At 33.0% G+C, this 15,362-nt stretch carries 13 protein-coding genes; 1 reads left to right on the top strand and 12 read right to left on the bottom strand.

The window, feature by feature from the left end:
- Positions 1-341: 341 nt before the first annotated feature.
- A complete protein-coding gene (locus B6A10_RS08020; RefSeq protein ID WP_055092045.1) occupies positions 342-1,007 on the bottom strand; it encodes a DUF4294 domain-containing protein in 666 nt (221 codons plus the stop codon).
- An 82-nt stretch (positions 1,008-1,089) separates the two neighbouring features.
- On the opposite strand from B6A10_RS08020, the gene B6A10_RS08015 reads away from it, so the two are divergent.
- Positions 1,090-2,178 (top strand): M42 family metallopeptidase, encoded by a 1,089-nt coding sequence (locus tag B6A10_RS08015; protein WP_188220459.1) that lies wholly within the window; start codon positions 1,090-1,092, stop codon positions 2,176-2,178.
- Between the two features lie 80 nt (positions 2,179-2,258).
- On the opposite strand, the gene B6A10_RS08010 is transcribed toward B6A10_RS08015, so the two are convergent.
- The 11 genes from B6A10_RS08010 to B6A10_RS07960 all read right to left on the bottom strand — a co-directional run bounded on the left by B6A10_RS08010 (position 2,259) and on the right by B6A10_RS07960 (position 15,194).
- Positions 2,259-2,648, bottom strand: coding sequence for a DUF1634 domain-containing protein (locus B6A10_RS08010; RefSeq protein ID WP_055092929.1), 390 nt, complete (start codon positions 2,646-2,648; stop codon positions 2,259-2,261).
- A 4-nt stretch (positions 2,649-2,652) separates the two neighbouring features.
- Positions 2,653-3,489 carry a sulfite exporter TauE/SafE family protein gene (locus B6A10_RS08005; protein ID WP_188220458.1) on the bottom strand — a complete coding sequence of 279 codons (837 nt, stop codon included), beginning with the start codon at positions 3,487-3,489 and terminating at the stop codon, positions 2,653-2,655.
- Between the two features lie 71 nt (positions 3,490-3,560).
- Positions 3,561-6,650, bottom strand: coding sequence for an efflux RND transporter permease subunit (locus tag B6A10_RS08000; protein ID WP_188220457.1), 3,090 nt, complete (start codon positions 6,648-6,650; stop codon positions 3,561-3,563).
- 17 nt (positions 6,651-6,667) lie between these two features.
- Positions 6,668-7,786 carry an efflux RND transporter periplasmic adaptor subunit gene (locus B6A10_RS07995; protein ID WP_188220456.1) on the bottom strand — a complete coding sequence of 373 codons (1,119 nt, stop codon included), beginning with the start codon at positions 7,784-7,786 and terminating at the stop codon, positions 6,668-6,670.
- A 5-nt stretch (positions 7,787-7,791) separates the two neighbouring features.
- A complete protein-coding gene (locus tag B6A10_RS07990; protein WP_188220455.1) occupies positions 7,792-9,075 on the bottom strand; it encodes a TolC family protein in 1,284 nt (427 codons plus the stop codon).
- Positions 9,076-9,170: 95 nt separating this feature from the next.
- Positions 9,171-10,526 (bottom strand): sensor histidine kinase, encoded by a 1,356-nt coding sequence (locus B6A10_RS07985; RefSeq protein ID WP_188220454.1) that lies wholly within the window; start codon positions 10,524-10,526, stop codon positions 9,171-9,173.
- A complete protein-coding gene (locus tag B6A10_RS07980) occupies positions 10,527-11,201 on the bottom strand; it encodes a response regulator transcription factor (RefSeq protein WP_188220453.1) in 675 nt (224 codons plus the stop codon).
- 161 nt (positions 11,202-11,362) lie between these two features.
- Positions 11,363-12,316 (bottom strand): phosphoribosylaminoimidazolesuccinocarboxamide synthase, encoded by a 954-nt coding sequence (locus B6A10_RS07975; RefSeq protein ID WP_188220452.1) that lies wholly within the window; start codon positions 12,314-12,316, stop codon positions 11,363-11,365.
- 82 nt (positions 12,317-12,398) lie between these two features.
- Positions 12,399-13,229 carry a Cof-type HAD-IIB family hydrolase gene (locus B6A10_RS07970; RefSeq protein ID WP_055092062.1) on the bottom strand — a complete coding sequence of 277 codons (831 nt, stop codon included), beginning with the start codon at positions 13,227-13,229 and terminating at the stop codon, positions 12,399-12,401.
- 118 nt (positions 13,230-13,347) lie between these two features.
- A complete protein-coding gene (locus B6A10_RS07965; protein ID WP_188220451.1) occupies positions 13,348-14,163 on the bottom strand; it encodes an SDR family NAD(P)-dependent oxidoreductase in 816 nt (271 codons plus the stop codon).
- An 80-nt stretch (positions 14,164-14,243) separates the two neighbouring features.
- Positions 14,244-15,194, bottom strand: a complete 951-nt coding sequence (locus B6A10_RS07960; protein ID WP_026714441.1) for a PhoH family protein — start codon at positions 15,192-15,194, stop codon at positions 14,244-14,246.
- Between the last annotated feature and the right edge of the window lie 168 nt (positions 15,195-15,362).

Here is a 15,362-nt window from a genome sequence, read left to right as displayed (position 1 = left end):
TCAACCTCCAAACTTTATTTTTAAAAATTTCTTCTTAAATATTAATCCGTTTTTCAGTATGTTTCTTAGAACGTTTTCGCTGTTGCGGGTGCAAAAGTAACACCTTTATCCAATTATACAACACCTTTTACTAACTATTTTTTTGATTATTTTTTAATAGCCTGATAACAAAGATTTTCTATCTTGAAGTTTATTGCGTTTGTAGGAATTTAGAGAACCTTAAATCAATTTAACCGCAAAAGAGTACGAAGAAACCGCAGATCCTGATAGCTATCGGGATGCTTCTAATAAAAAAGCCTATACATATATAGTATAAGCTTAAATTTTATTTACAATACTCTTTAAGGTAATTTTTGCTCCCAGTATTCATTGAGCTTTTCGAGATTTACCGGTTTAGCTGCCGGTTGATTTTGAAGTCTTCCGGTATCAAAAGCTTCCTGAAGTATATTTTCAATCAAATAATCTTCATTATTTTCAAATGGAAGGTATTGCGCCTTTAAATTAATATCAAACATACTTGCAGCAGTATTTGACCAAAACGCCTTCCAGCCACTCTTTAAAGTTTTTATCAATTCATAAGTAGTAGTACCTGTTTGCCTATCTATTAACCTGACCAAAATACGTCCCTGGCTTCTGGATAACTTTTTTAATCGGGCTTCAAATTCATTAGTCAGATAATCTTCGACGATTTTAAAATACTTTTTCTTTTCTCTTTCAGAAGTCAGCCTAGCCATCCCTCTATTTAAATTAGTAAGGCGGTCGGCAGCCAATTTTGCATAAGGATAAGTTCGGTAAACACGATTTTGTAAAATAAGATATTGCTTTCTTCCTTCTTCGTCCAGTTTGTTCTTCGAAATTATAATTTCAGGCAATTTGATAGTATCATTTAAAATACTGTCTTTCTCGGTTAAAACATACCCCATCGAATTAGGATTGTTGGGTACAATCTGGCTAAAACCGGAAAAAGAGATTATTAAAAAAAATGCTATTAAATATACTGGCTTCATATAGGATTATTATTTGATGTAAAATTATACATTAAATATACAACTGTAATACCAAATTTATAATTTAGCAAAAAAATATTTTATGAGTACAAAATCGATATTAAACAATGATTCAATGGCTTTTTTAGAAAGCTATCTTAATAATGCTTCTCCAACCGGCTACGAAAGTAGTGGTCAAAAAATATGGATGGAGTATCTAAAACCTTATGTTGACACTTTTATTACCGATACTTACGGAACAGCTGTTGGAGTTATCAATCCGGACGCTCCATACAAAGTAGTTATCGAAGGACATGCTGACGAAATTTCCTGGTATGTGAACTATATTACTGAAGACGGTTTGATTTATGTAATCCGTAACGGAGGTTCCGACCACCAAATTGCGCCATCCAAACGCGTAAACATACATACTAAAAACGGAATTGTAAAAGGTGTTTTTGGCTGGCCGGCAATTCACACCCGAAACAGAGACAAAGAAGAAAACCCAAAAATCAGTAATATTTTTATTGATTTAGGATGCGAAACCAAAGAGCAGGTTGAAAAATTAGGAGTTCATGTAGGCTGCGTAATTACTTATCCTGATGAATTTGTAGTTTTAAACGAAAACAAATTTGTTTGTCGCGCTATCGATAACCGTATGGGGGGATTTATGATTGCAGAAGTTGCCCGACTTTTACACGAAAACAAAGTAAAATTACCTTTTGGATTATATATTACCAATGCGGTTCAGGAAGAAGTAGGCTTGCGTGGTGCCGAAATGATTACTCAAACCATTAAACCAAATGTTGCCATCATAACTGATGTTTGTCATGACTCCACTACTCCAATGATTGATAAAAAAATTGAAGGAGAAACTAAAATTGGTAAAGGTCCCGTGATTACTTATGCCCCAGCTGTACAGAATAACTTGAGAGATTTAATCGTTTCTACCGCTGAAGAAAAAGAAATTCCATTCCAACGTCTAGCTTCATCGCGTGTAACAGGAACTGACACAGATGCTTTTGCTTACAGTAACGGTGGAGTAGCATCGGCTTTAATTTCGCTTCCATTACGCTATATGCATACTACTGTAGAAATGGTTCACAAAGAAGATGTAGAAAACGTTATTCGTTTGATTTATGAAACTATTCTTAAAATAGAAAATAGCGAAACATTTTCTTATTTTAAATAAGATTTTTGAAAAAAGAAAAAAGCAAAAAACCTTAATTCAATCAAGAATTAAGGTTTTTTGCTTTTTAGAAAGTAATTCTGTTAATGAGAAAATCCAAAAGAAACACTCAGTCCTATAATTATAGCCACAATACTTGTTATAAACACATATAAATAATCTTTTTCTAAAAAGAATACAAATAAAGAAATCAGTAATCGTAACATAGGTGTTAAAAATAATAGCAGAATTCCTGAAAATATTATTGATTCTCCACTTCCGTGAATTAATCCCTCACAAACATTTCCGACAACATTGAATATATTATTATCTTTTTCGATAAAAACAGAATAATCTTCCGGTTCGTTTCCGTGATTGATTAAGTAAGTAATTCCGCCCATGAAGGCAATTGACAAAGAAATCCAAACTCCGTAACGCAGTAAATTTCCAATAATCATTTGAAAAACTTTTTCTTTAAATTTTTCCTGTGACATTATTTTAGATTTTTCCATTAATTCCATTGTAAATCATATTTATTGCCAAAACAATTATCAAACAAGCAAAAAACAAGCGTAACTTTTTAGGATCAGTTTTTACTAAAACTTTTGCTCCGGCCATTGCTCCAAATAATACCCCAATAACTACAGGCATACAAATTCCTGGTTCGATATAACCTTTTTGAATATAAATTACTGAACTAGCCATGGCAGTAACTCCCATCATAAAATTACTGGTGGTAGTCGAAACTTTAAACGGAATTCGCATAATGTTATCCATGGCAATTACTTTGAACGCCCCGGAACCAATTCCGAGTAAACCGGACATCATTCCGGCAATTCCCATCATACTAAAACCTCCAATTACATTTTTAGTTCCATAATTTATAATTTCTTTATGATGATTAGGATAAGTTCCCGGAAGTTTGAGTGTTGCGGCTAATGGACTGGATTCTGAAACAATATGCTCTTCTTTTTTTCTAAGCGAATTTATAGCTGAGAAAATCAATGTTAATCCAAATAAAACAGCAATAAAAGAAGTAGGTGCAATTGTAGCTATTAATGCTCCACAGACTGCTCCTATAGTAGTCGCTACTTCGAGAAAAATTCCTAATCGCATATTTGTAATTCCTTCCTTAACATAAGCTGCTGCTGAACCTGAAGAAGTTGCTATAACTGAAACTAAAGCTGCACCAATAGCATAATGAATATCAACTCCAAGTAAAATTGTTAATAATGGTATGATGATGATACCACCACCAAGTCCGGATAGCGAACCTATAAAACCCGCTAAAAATGCTCCTAAAAGCATAATCAACGTAAATGTAAGTATTGTCATTTGAATAATTTTGTAACAAACAGGCTGTCTCAAAATAAAACAGCCTGTTTTTGAATTAATTGATGAATCTCTTATTTTTTGCTGTTTCTATAGCTTAAGTAAAATACCTGAGGCAATACCGTTAATGAAAGTATCATACATACAATTAATCCTCCCACAATCATAATCGCTAATGGTTTTTGTATTTCTGATCCCATTCCGGTAGAAAGCGCAGCCGGTAAAAGTCCTAAAGATCCCATCAGCGCAATCATAACAATTGGTCGGATTCTGTTATAAACACCATTCCTGATTGCTTCTTTTAAAGGCATTCTTTTTGCCAGATTTTCTTTTATGACTCCTATAAGAACAATACTGTCAATAGCACTCACACCAAAGAGAATAATAAATCCGATTCCTGCCGAAATTCCAAATACAGTATCTGTAATCCATAAAGAGATAAAACCACCAATAAAAGCATAAGGCATCGTACTTACAGCTATAAGCGTATCTTTAAAATTGTCAAAATTAAAATACAATAAGAATAGAATAAGCACTAATACCACAGGTACAATAAAAGCCAGCTGTGTGGTAGCTCGTTCTTTACTTTCAAACTCGCCAGCCCATTTCATTACATTTACTTTAGGCAACTTTACGTCCTTAGCCACTTTCTTTTGCGCTTCAGCAATGGTACTTCCTAAATCCCTGCCGGCAATGTTAAAACCAATGGCAATGTACCTGCTGTTTCCTTCGCGATAAATAAATGTGGGGCCCGTTTTATAATCTATTGTTGCAATTTCTTTTAATGGAATTCGTTTTCCATCCATAGTAGGAATTAGAATTTTCTCTATTTTTTCTTTAGAATCTCTGTATTCTTTTTGGAAACGAATTCGAATATCAAACATTTTTTCATCATCATAAAAAGTAGAGGCCGCCTGCCCTCCTATTGCCATGGCTATTACAGCTTGGGCATCGGCAGTGGTGATGGCATACCGTGCCATTTTTTCGTCGTGCAACTGAATTCGAAGTTCTGGTAAACCAATGTTTTTATAGACATTTACATCTTCAATACCTTTCACATATTTTATAGAATTGGCTACTTCTTGCGCCATTGTTTCTAATTCGAATAAATCATTTCCGAAAACTTTAATTACCAGCGGACTTTTAACTCCGGCTACATATTCTTCAACATTATCCTGAATGGGCTGACTAAATCCAAAATTAATTCCCGGATAAATTTCCAGCTTTTCTTTCATTTCAGCAATCAGTTCATTTTTAGTTATTTTTCGCTTCCATTCTGATTCGGATTTCAGTTCGATATGAAATTCGATATTAAAAAAACCCGTAGGATCTGTTCCATCATTTGGCCTTCCTGTTTGAGAAAGAATAAACTTTACTTCATCAAATTGGCTAATTGACTTTTTCATTTCCTGAGTCAACCTGACAGATTCATCCAAATTAATACTGTTAGGCAAAGTCGCTCTTAAATAAATAGCTCCTTCATTCAATTTTGGTATAAATTCAGAACCATAAAAAGCAAATCTCCCCATACAAACAGCTAATAAAGTTAGGAATAATATAATGGTCGCTTTTCTGTATTTTGTACTCCATTGGAATAACTTATATAAGTTTTCTCTAAAAAATCGACTTATTTTGTTTTCTCTTTCTACAATATTTTTAGTCAGCAAGACTTTACACATTGCAGGAACATAAGTAAGACAAAGAATTAATGATCCTAATAATGCGTAACCCAACGTAAATGCTAATGGAGAGAACATTTTACCTTCTACTTTTTGGAAAGAAAATATAGGCAGTAGTGCCACAATTAAAATAATTAATGCAAAGAAAATATAGGTTGCTACACTCCCTACGCTTTTTTTGATCAATCCCATTTTTGACATTTTGTTAAAACGCTCCATACCTATTTTATGTGCCTTGGTTTCGAGCGAAACAAAAACAGTTTCAACAATTACAAGCGTACCTTCGAGCAGTAAACCAAAATCTAATGCTCCCATCGAAATCAGGTTGGCCGGTAACCCTTGAATTCGTAGCATTATAATGGCGAAAAGAAATGCCAGCGGAATTACCGACGCTACAATAACTGTAGTTCGCCAATTGTAAAGAAAAATAAAAACAATCAGCGATACTAATAGTACACCTTCAACAAGATTTTTACTTACCGTATGAACAGTATGATTCACTAATTCTGTACGGTCTATAAAAGGTACAATTTTTACATTTGAAGGCAGAATCCGTTCATTTAGTTCGTCAACACGGGCACGTAACTTTTTAATTACATCCCCAGGATTCTCTCCACGAAGCATAATTACAATTCCTTCAACCACATCACTATCATTATCTAATCCTGCCTGTCCTAATCTTGGTTTTGCCGAAATCGAAACATCAGCCACGTGTTTTACTAAAATGGGCGTATTTCCAACGGTTTTGATTAAAATGTTCCCAATGTCTTCTACTTTATCAATCAAACCAACGCCTCGCACAACATAAGCCTGATTGCCTCGCTGAATTACATCTCCCCCAACATTAATATTACTTTTAGAAACAGCATCGAAAACATCTAATGCAGAAATATCATAATTATTTAACTCAGATGGATTAATCTTGATTTCGAACGTTTTTTCTTCTCCACCAAAACTCACCACATCAGCCACCCCTGGAACAGATACTAATTCGCGCTCGATAATCCAATCCTGCAAAGCCGTAACTTCCTTTATAGGCAAATCGCTTTTAATGACGTATCTAAAAATTTCTCCCGTTGCTCCTGATGGCGGATCAATTTGTGGATCACTTCCATCCGGCAAATCGATATTATTCATTCTGTTTGATGCATATTGTTGTGCATAAAAATCATCAACATCATCATTAAACAGTACCGTTACTACAGATAGCCCAAACAAAGAAATAGATCGGACTTCTGCTTTTTTAGGAATTGTATTCATCGCATTCGTAATAGGTAATGTGATGAATTTCTCTACTTCTTCGGCACTACGACCTGGCCATTGGGTAATAATTCTGGCTCTGGTATTTGTAACGTCCGGAAATGCCTCTATAGGCGTATGAATATAACTGTAAACTCCTCCAATAAATAATGCTGCGGTCATAAAAAATATAATGAGCGAATTTTTAAGAGAAAAGGATACAATATTTTGAACAAATTTTTGCATAATTAATCGTGTCTTAATTAATTTATTTTATTGCTTTTTAGCTGATTGTCTTTTAGTTGTTCTGAAATCAGTAAATGGTTTTTAACAATTACTTTTTCTCCCACTTCAAGTCCGTTTTCAAAGTAGATGAAATCCTTATTTTTTTTGACTGGATTTATTAACCTTCTCTCTAAATGGCAATCGTCTTTGTAAACCACTACATAATTTTGGTTATTATCAAATAGTAATGCACTTGCCGGAATTGCAATCATATTTTTCTGATCTGTTTTTCTATTAATCAAAACATCAGCAGCTAAACCAGGTTTTAATTTTAAATCAGCATTATCCATTACAATTCTTGCTTTAAGGACATGTTCATCTGATTCAAAAACCTGAGATAATTTGGCTATTTTTCCAATAAAAACCTGATTAGGATATGCAGGTGTTGTAATTTTTACTTCCATTCCTTCGTGAACATCTTTGAGATTCATCGAATAAATATTTACCATTACCCATACTTTAGAAAGATTAGAAATGGTAAAAAGAGCACCTTCATTATCGTTAATCTGAGTTCCGGGACTCATATTCTTTGAAACAATATATCCGGTTACAGGAGCTTTTATCTGAAAAACTGATTTTTCACCACTCGCACTGTATAAAGCCAGATTTTGTTCGACATTTTCTATCGAAGATTTTAAAACATCGACTTCACTTTGCCCTTTTATAAGATCACTTTGCGAAGCAATTTCATTTTCATACATTGATTTTGTTGCCTGTAAATTTCTTTTGGCTACCAATAATTGTGATTGCAATGATTTACGTTCTGCTTGTAAACTGTTTAGTTCAGTACTTTTAATCTCGGCTAAAACCTGTCCTTTTTTTACATGATCTCCCAGTGAGAAAAAAGTATTTGTTATTAAACCATTGTATAAACTCGAAAACTGAACTACATCATCAGAATTATAGGATATATTTCCTGTTAGAGAAAAACTTTCGGTAACAGGTAACATCTGTACCGTTTCAATGCTTATTTTTTCTTTTAATTTTGGGGTTAAACAAAATTTTTCTGTAGCCGTTTGTCTTTCTTCTTCCTGCTTTTTAGCGCATCCAAATACTAATACAATAAGCACTATGGGTAATAAAAAAGTATGTTTCATGTTTTTTAATTTAATTCTTGTCCGCTGGCGTTTTTAAACTCTTCCAGACGATTATTTAATTCTTTTTGTGTGTCTAATAAAATCATTTTATTACTCAAATAAGCCTCTACGTAATCCAAATAAACAAGCAGACTTATGTTTCGGTTTTTAAAACTTAAAAGATAACTTTCTAACATTTTATCTAGTTTTTGCTGATAATCGGCTCCTTGATTTTCGTATAATTTTTGTACCGCTTTAAAATTATTGTAGGTTTCAAATATTTCTGCTTGAGCAGTATTTAACAACTCTTCTTTTTTTAATTTACTCTGTTCTACCGAAAATTGTGCGGCTTTGATATTGCCCTTATTTCTGTCATAAACTGGTAAATCAATTGAAAAACCCAGTCCAAAAAAGTTTCTCATAATATTTCCACCTCGATCATAAGAAGCTTCTAATGTAATATCAGGTGTTTTTAAAGCCTTTTGATAATCATATTTTTTCTGATTGTACTTTTCGTTGAGTTTTGCCAGTTTTACATCGGGTCTGTAATTTTTAACTTCATCTATCGCCTCTTGGATATTCAAATTATTTACAGCAGTCATATCAGGAACAATGTCTTCCTTGTCGATTTTAATAAAAGTTGTTGGAGCTAAATGCAACAGCTTTTTCATTTCGCTTTGCAATGCGTTGTTTTCTATTTTTATAGCGTTGATCTCGTTTAAAAATTCTAATTCCGATGCTTTCAATCTGATATAATCTCCCTGACTAATATTACCTTGTTTTACCTGCACTTCATAAGCCTTAACTAAATTTTGAAAAGACTGCAGCTGCTTTTGATATACCGAATTTTTAGCCTGATTGTATTGCATTGCCGAAAGATTATTACGAAATTCCATTTTTAAATTTCTTAGAAAATTTTTGTAATATTCTACAGCCATATCGCTGCCAACTTGTTCAATGGCAATCATTTTTTTACGCTTTCCGGCGGTGTAAACTAATTGCTCTAAACTGGCGCCAAATTCCTGATAACGACCATAATTTCCCCAAATAGCAGGGAGTTCTTCAGAACCAGTGTTACGCCAAAGGTTAATTTCGTTTAATGAAAATGTAGGATTAGGCCAAACTTTAGCCTGAATAATCTGCGCCTGAGCAATATCAATATTTAACCTTTCGGCTATTAAACTGAGATTGTTTTGCAGAAATAGTGTTTCGGCATTTTTTCGACTCAAAATGATAGTATCATTGACTACATTTTGCGCCGTTGCCCAAACAGATAAAAGAAAAATAAAGGGTAAGATACGTTTTTTCAAAGCTTGCTATTTTATAATAAGCAAAGCTATTGCAGCAGTATTAACCAGTTCTTTAAACCAAATTAAAAAGAAATAAGAACGGCATTAGAAACCGATTAGAGTTTTGCAAAAGTAAGCACTACCTCAGTTCCTTCCTGCTCTTTTGAAGTAATTTGAAAGCGAATATTATTTTTAGTAAACAAAATAGAAGCTAATGAAAGTCCGATGCCGCTTCCCTGAACTCCAGCTACATTACTACCTCTATAAAAAGTTTCCTGAATATGTTGCAGGTCTTTTTCCTTAATGCCACGGCCAAAATCCTTAATTTTAATTTGCACTTTATTTTTAACCAATAGAAGCGTAATTACGACAGGCTCGTCAGAATATTTTATGGCATTTTCAATAATATTATAAATGGCGATGCTTATTTCAGATTCATTTCCTTTTACGGTAAGACTATTTTCGTCTTTCACATTTAATTCAATACGAAGTCTGGCAGCAGCAAATTCGTTTATAGCAGCAATTTTATCACTGCAATCCCATATTAATTCATCAATTCTGAAGCTTTCTTTTTGAACTTTCTCAGATTTAAGTCCGGAAACAATCATTAGTGTATTTAAAATTTCTTCAATTTCATATACATTTTTCAAAACCTTTTCAGTAGTTTCCTGATATTCTCGCGGTGTACGATCTTTTTGCGCAAAAACCTCTAAATGTCCCGATATGGATGCTAATGGTGTTTTAAATTCGTGCGAAATGTAATTGATAAAGTTTTTTTGCGTTTTAAAAGTATCTGATAAGCGTTGGAACAAATTATTATAACTCTCAACTAAACTCTGAACTTCGTCGCTGGTATTTAAGTTTACAATTTTTTGATCTAAAGAAGAAGCTTCAATTGCGTTAACCTGTTTAATAATAGTATCAATGGGTTTATAAGCGACTTTGGATAAAAAAAGACTCAAAATATAAATTACCAATAATCCCACTAAAAGTACAATAAGCATAATAACCATTAATTCATGATTTTGTGCTTTAAATTCGGCGTCATTAGATTGTACAAAAACAACAAAATCTCCCTGATTATCCCGATAAAAAATTCCAAAATAAAAATGTTTATCGGTTTCGAATCGTATTTTTTTATTTTTTCTTACTTGTTGTAAGATTTTAGGAGTAATGCTTTTTAAGCTAAGGTTTTTGCCATAGGCAACCTGATTTTTTTCATCATAAATACCAACAGCAACCTCTTTCGTATTTTCAAGGTAAGATTCTCTGATTTGTTTATGCTGCTTTAATGGTAATTCGTCTCTTTCTAAATAATAAATAGCCGTAAGCAAACTAATTCTTTGCAAATTATCATAAATTCTTTTTTCAGAACTTCGATAAAATGAAACATAAATAATTAATGCCGCAATAACAAAAACGACTCCAAAAGTTACCGAAGATATAATAGTAAGCCTGTTTCTAATTTTCATTTACTGGTCTTTAAGCATATATCCTGTACCTACAATAGTTTGTAAAACTGTGGCATTAAGGTTCATTTTGTTTCGCAGATATGAAATATAAACATCTACAACATTTGTATTGGTATCATAATTTATTCCCCATACATTTCCTAATATCTGAGTACGCGGTAAAACTTTATTTTTATTTTCTATTAAATACAAAAGTAATTTGTATTCTCTTGGCGAAAGCTCCATTTCTACATCAGCAAGCATGACTTTGTGTTCATCAGTATTTACAGAAATGATTCCACAAGTATAGGTGTTTTCTTTGTGCTCGTGGTTGAATTTAGTTCGTCTCACAAGAGCATTAATTCTGGAAATTAGTTCTTTAAAATGGAATGGCTTTACCAAATAATCATCTGCTCCTGAATCTAAAGCATCCACTTTATCATCAGCATCGCCCAGAGCGCTCAGCATAATTACAGGCGTATTTTTCTTTTTATAGCGAATCAACTTTACTAATTCAATCCCGCTAATATCAGGAAGCATAATATCCATCAAAATAATATCCCATTGTGTTGAAAAAAGCAATTCTCTGGCATCAACACCATTTTCACTTAAATGAACATTAAAGCCATTTTCCTGAAGTCCTTTGATAACAAAGTCACTAATTCTTTTATCATCTTCAACAAGTAGGATATTCATAACTTTTATTTTTTACAAACTTAATAATTTTAATAACGAATCAATTTTAAGATTTCTGGTTTTTTATTTCCAATAACCCTAAAATTGAAATTGTTTTAAAAATAAAAAGCCGCAATTTCATTTAAGATTGCGGCTTTGTATTTTTTATTCTTCTGACTCTTTTATCTGTTTTCTAAATAAGCCAAAACATTTTTTTCAATTCTTTCGTTGATGTTCGAAATATCTGCTTTTACAAATTTTTCGCCAATGATATTTTCGTATAATTCAATGTATCTGTCAGAAACCGTTTCAATGTAAGCGTCTGTCATATTCGGAATTTGCTGACCTTCTTTTCCCTGGAAACCATTTTCGATTAACCAACGACGAACAAACTCTTTAGACAATTGTTTTTGTTCCTCTCCTTTTCCCTGTCTTTCTTCGTAACCTTCGGCATAAAAATAACGGGAAGAATCCGGAGTGTGAATTTCATCAATCAAAACAATAACTCCGTCTTTTGTTTTACCAAATTCATATTTGGTATCTACTAAAATCAATCCGCGAGAAGCAGCAATTTCAGTTCCTCTTTGAAACAAAGCTCTGGTATATTTTTCTAAAACTAAATAATCTTCTTCAGTAACAATTCCTTTTGCCAGAATATCTTCTCTTGAAATATCAGCATCGTGTTCTCCATTATCCGCTTTTGTTGTTGGCGTAATAATTGGTTCCGGGAATTTATCATTTTCTTTTAAACCTTCTGCCATCGTAACACCGCAAATTTGTCTTTTTCCGGCAGTATATTCGCGTGAAGCGTGACCTGACAAATACCCACGAATTACCATTTCTACTTTAAAAGGCTCACACAAATGACCAACAGCAACACTTGGATCCGGAGTTGCAATCAACCAGTTTGGCACAATATCCTGAGTCAATTCCATGAATTTTGTAGCAATTTGGTTCAGAATTTGCCCTTTGTACGGAATTCCTTTTGGTAACACCACATCAAAAGCTGAAAGCCTGTCGGTTGCCACCATTACTAATAATTCATCATTAATATTATAAACCTCTCTTACTTTTCCTCTGTAAACTGATTTTTGATTTGGAAAATTAAAATTAGTGGTCGTGATTGTATTGCTCATCTAAATATATATTGCGTTGATTTTATAAGATTGCAAATTTAGGATTATTTTGAATAGAATTACAAAGAAACTTCTCTCTCTTTTATTTGGATGTTAAACTTAAATTTTCCAAAATGTTTTCAGCCAAATAATTTGCCACACCGTCTTCATGGTTTTTCAAAATCACATCCAAATGGGCCAATTTATTTTTCAAACTATCCGGAGCATTTCCCATCAACAGCCCTTTGGCAGTAGCATTTAGCATACCCTCATCATTATAACCATCTCCAAAAGAAATTACCTGATGAAATTCGAATCCTTCTTTTTCTAAAATATGACCAATAGCCACACTTTTATCTACCGATTTATTCATGAATTCCAGACAATGAGGTAAACTAAAAGCATGACTAAAGGTATCCGGATGTTTTTCTAAAATTCTTTCACGTAATTCCAATAGTTTTCCGTGACTGTCATGTTTAAAAAAGATTTTGATTGCATTAAAATCAGTCATTTCTTTATAATTGACTAATTCCGGAACATAACTCAGTTCTGCCTGAAATTCCATCAACTTACTGTCATGTTTATTGGTTTGCCAAACATGTTCTTTAAAAAGCACTGTAGTATATTCATCAGGAATATCCATTTGCATCACTGATTTTACTGCTTCACTATCCATATTAGAGGTAAAAATCAATTCTTTATTAGGATCATGAATTCTGGCTCCGTTTGAAGTAACTAAATAAAGCGGAAAATCTAAAGCAGCAACAATAGACATGGCATCAAGATGATGACGTCCAGTGGCTACAATAATCAAATATTCCTGTTGGTATAATTCTTTAAAAACTTGCTTGGTATAATCCGAAATGCGGTGATCGCTATTTAATAAAGTTCCGTCTAAATCACTTACAATGACTTTTATATTTTCTTTTATCATAAATTCATTCGCTCTAAATTCTTTGCAAAAATACCTAAAACAGACCAAAAGCTTTGCTTTTAGTTATCAAAATAACAGCAATTTAACGTAAGGACAAACTTTTTTTCTACATAAAATTTCATCTAAAAACCGAATAATGTATAATTCTTCCAAAAATTCGATAACCTAGAAAATTACGTAAAATATTAAGCGCATTGGCATCAAAACCAATGGTATTCCGTTTAAATTTTCGCGGAGGATTTTCGGCAATTTTTAAAACTTTCTCTTTTATTGATTCCTTCAAATCTGTATTCTTTTTGGTTTTTCCTTCAACAATTGAACTTATTTTATGCATTAATTCATTGTAACATTTCAGAGGTGTTGTTTTACATTTACTCACATTTTTCTGAAAATTAGAAGGTGTATTTCCAAATTGCACCGTAGAAACGCTGATATTAAAGTTCATCAATTCATAGGCCATACATTCTGAGAAACTTTCCACGGCATGCTTGGTGGAATGATAAAAACTTCCCAAAGGCAAATTCACCAGTCCCGCGATAGAAGAAATATTGATAAAATGTCCTTTGTGTTGTTTTCTAAAAACCGGAGTAAAGGCACGACAAACTTTAACTACTCCCAGCCAATTCACATCAACAATATTATTAATCTGCTCATCTTCTGAAAATTCTACAAAACTACGGTATCCAATTCCGGCATTATTAATCACTACATCGATACTTTTAAAATCTTCCAGAATTTGTTGCTTAGCCGTTTCTATGCTTTCTGTAGAAGTGACATCCAACAAATAACAATGTATATTTTTCTCTTCTTTAAGTTCTTTTCCTTGTTCTAAACAGAGCATCGTAGCAATAACATTCCAATTATTTTTTGCAAAATATAAGGCTAGTTCTTTTCCAATTCCTGTTGCTGCTCCGGTTATAAGTACGTTCTTCAATAGTTTGTAATTTTTATTAAAAAACTACGACCCCGATTGGGGTCGCAGTTGGTGTTATTTTACTAATTTTCAAAACATTTTTAATCTACATTTTCAGTATATTTATAAGCATCAATAATCTTTTTAACCAATCGATGTCTTACAATATCTTTGTCATCCAGATAAATAATTCCGATTCCTTCGATATCTTTCAATACTAATAACGCTTCTTTTAGTCCCGAAATTGTCCTGCGCGGTAAATCTACCTGTCCCGGATCACCGGTAACCATAAATTTAGCATTTTTTCCCATACGTGTCAGGAACATTTTCATTTGCGAATGCGTCGTATTTTGAGCTTCATCCAAAATCACAAAAGCATTATCTAAAGTTCGTCCGCGCATGAAAGCTAAAGGTGCAATTTGAATAATTCCTTTCGAAATATAATCTTCCAGTTTTTCATTAGGAATCATATCACGCAAAGCATCGTATAAAGGCTGCATGTATGGATCCAGTTTTTCTTTCATATCTCCCGGAAGAAACCCCAAATTTTCACCTGCTTCTACCGCAGGACGTGTTAAAATAATACGTTTTACCTGTTTTTCTTTTAAGGCTTTTACTGCCATAGCCACTCCGGTATAGGTTTTTCCTGTTCCGGCCGGACCAACGGCAAAAACCATGTCGTTTTTATTAATCGTATCGACTAATAATTGTTGGTTAGGAGTCATGGCTTTTACAATTTTACCTCCTACTCCATGCACTAAAATCTTGTCATTTGGACTCATTTTTTTATCGTCCTGAGCGTCTCCTAAAATAACACGTTCTATTACATTATCATCAATATTATTGTAACGTGTAAAATGAAGCATCAATCTTTGAAAACGCCTTTCGAACTCGTCCAATATGTCTTTTTCTCCAAATGCTTTTAAAGTTGTCCCTCTGGCAACTATTTTTAATTTTGGATAATATTTCTTAATGGTTTCAAGATGAGAATCCTGAGCACCCCAAAACTCTTTTGGAGCGATGTCTATAAGTTCGATGATTCTTTCGTTCAAAGGATATAATTTTTTAGTATTACTAAATCAATTTAAAATCTCGTCCAAAATGGAAGTACACCTTGGTTTTATTTGGTTACTAATTTATAATTTGTTTTTGCTTTTTTGCGTTTTTGAGATTACTATTATTAGCTTTGCATATCTCAAATTTAATGAAAATTAATTTTA

This window comes from Flavobacterium pokkalii (genome assembly GCF_014596575.1).
Lineage (GTDB): Bacteria > Bacteroidota > Bacteroidia > Flavobacteriales > Flavobacteriaceae > Flavobacterium > Flavobacterium pokkalii.
This window is presented reverse-complemented; position numbering and strand designations above follow the sequence as displayed.

Excerpts from the sequence above, each read along its gene's own strand:
- B6A10_RS08020 (WP_055092045.1), bottom strand. The coding sequence starts at position 1,007 with ATGAAGCCAGTATATTTAATAGCATTTTTTTTAATAATCTCTTTTTCC.
- B6A10_RS08015 (WP_188220459.1), top strand. The coding sequence starts at position 1,090 with ATGAGTACAAAATCGATATTAAACAATGATTCAATGGCTTTTTTAGAA.
- B6A10_RS08010 (WP_055092929.1), bottom strand. The coding sequence starts at position 2,648 with ATGTCACAGGAAAAATTTAAAGAAAAAGTTTTTCAAATGATTATTGGA.
- B6A10_RS08005 (WP_188220458.1), bottom strand. The coding sequence starts at position 3,489 with ATGACAATACTTACATTTACGTTGATTATGCTTTTAGGAGCATTTTTA.
- B6A10_RS08000 (WP_188220457.1), bottom strand. The coding sequence starts at position 6,650 with ATGCAAAAATTTGTTCAAAATATTGTATCCTTTTCTCTTAAAAATTCG.
- B6A10_RS07995 (WP_188220456.1), bottom strand. The coding sequence starts at position 7,786 with ATGAAACATACTTTTTTATTACCCATAGTGCTTATTGTATTAGTATTT.
- B6A10_RS07985 (WP_188220454.1), bottom strand. The coding sequence starts at position 10,526 with ATGAAAATTAGAAACAGGCTTACTATTATATCTTCGGTAACTTTTGGA.
- B6A10_RS07980 (WP_188220453.1), bottom strand. The coding sequence starts at position 11,201 with ATGAATATCCTACTTGTTGAAGATGATAAAAGAATTAGTGACTTTGTT.
- B6A10_RS07975 (WP_188220452.1), bottom strand. The coding sequence starts at position 12,316 with ATGAGCAATACAATCACGACCACTAATTTTAATTTTCCAAATCAAAAA.
- B6A10_RS07970 (WP_055092062.1), bottom strand. The coding sequence starts at position 13,229 with ATGATAAAAGAAAATATAAAAGTCATTGTAAGTGATTTAGACGGAACT.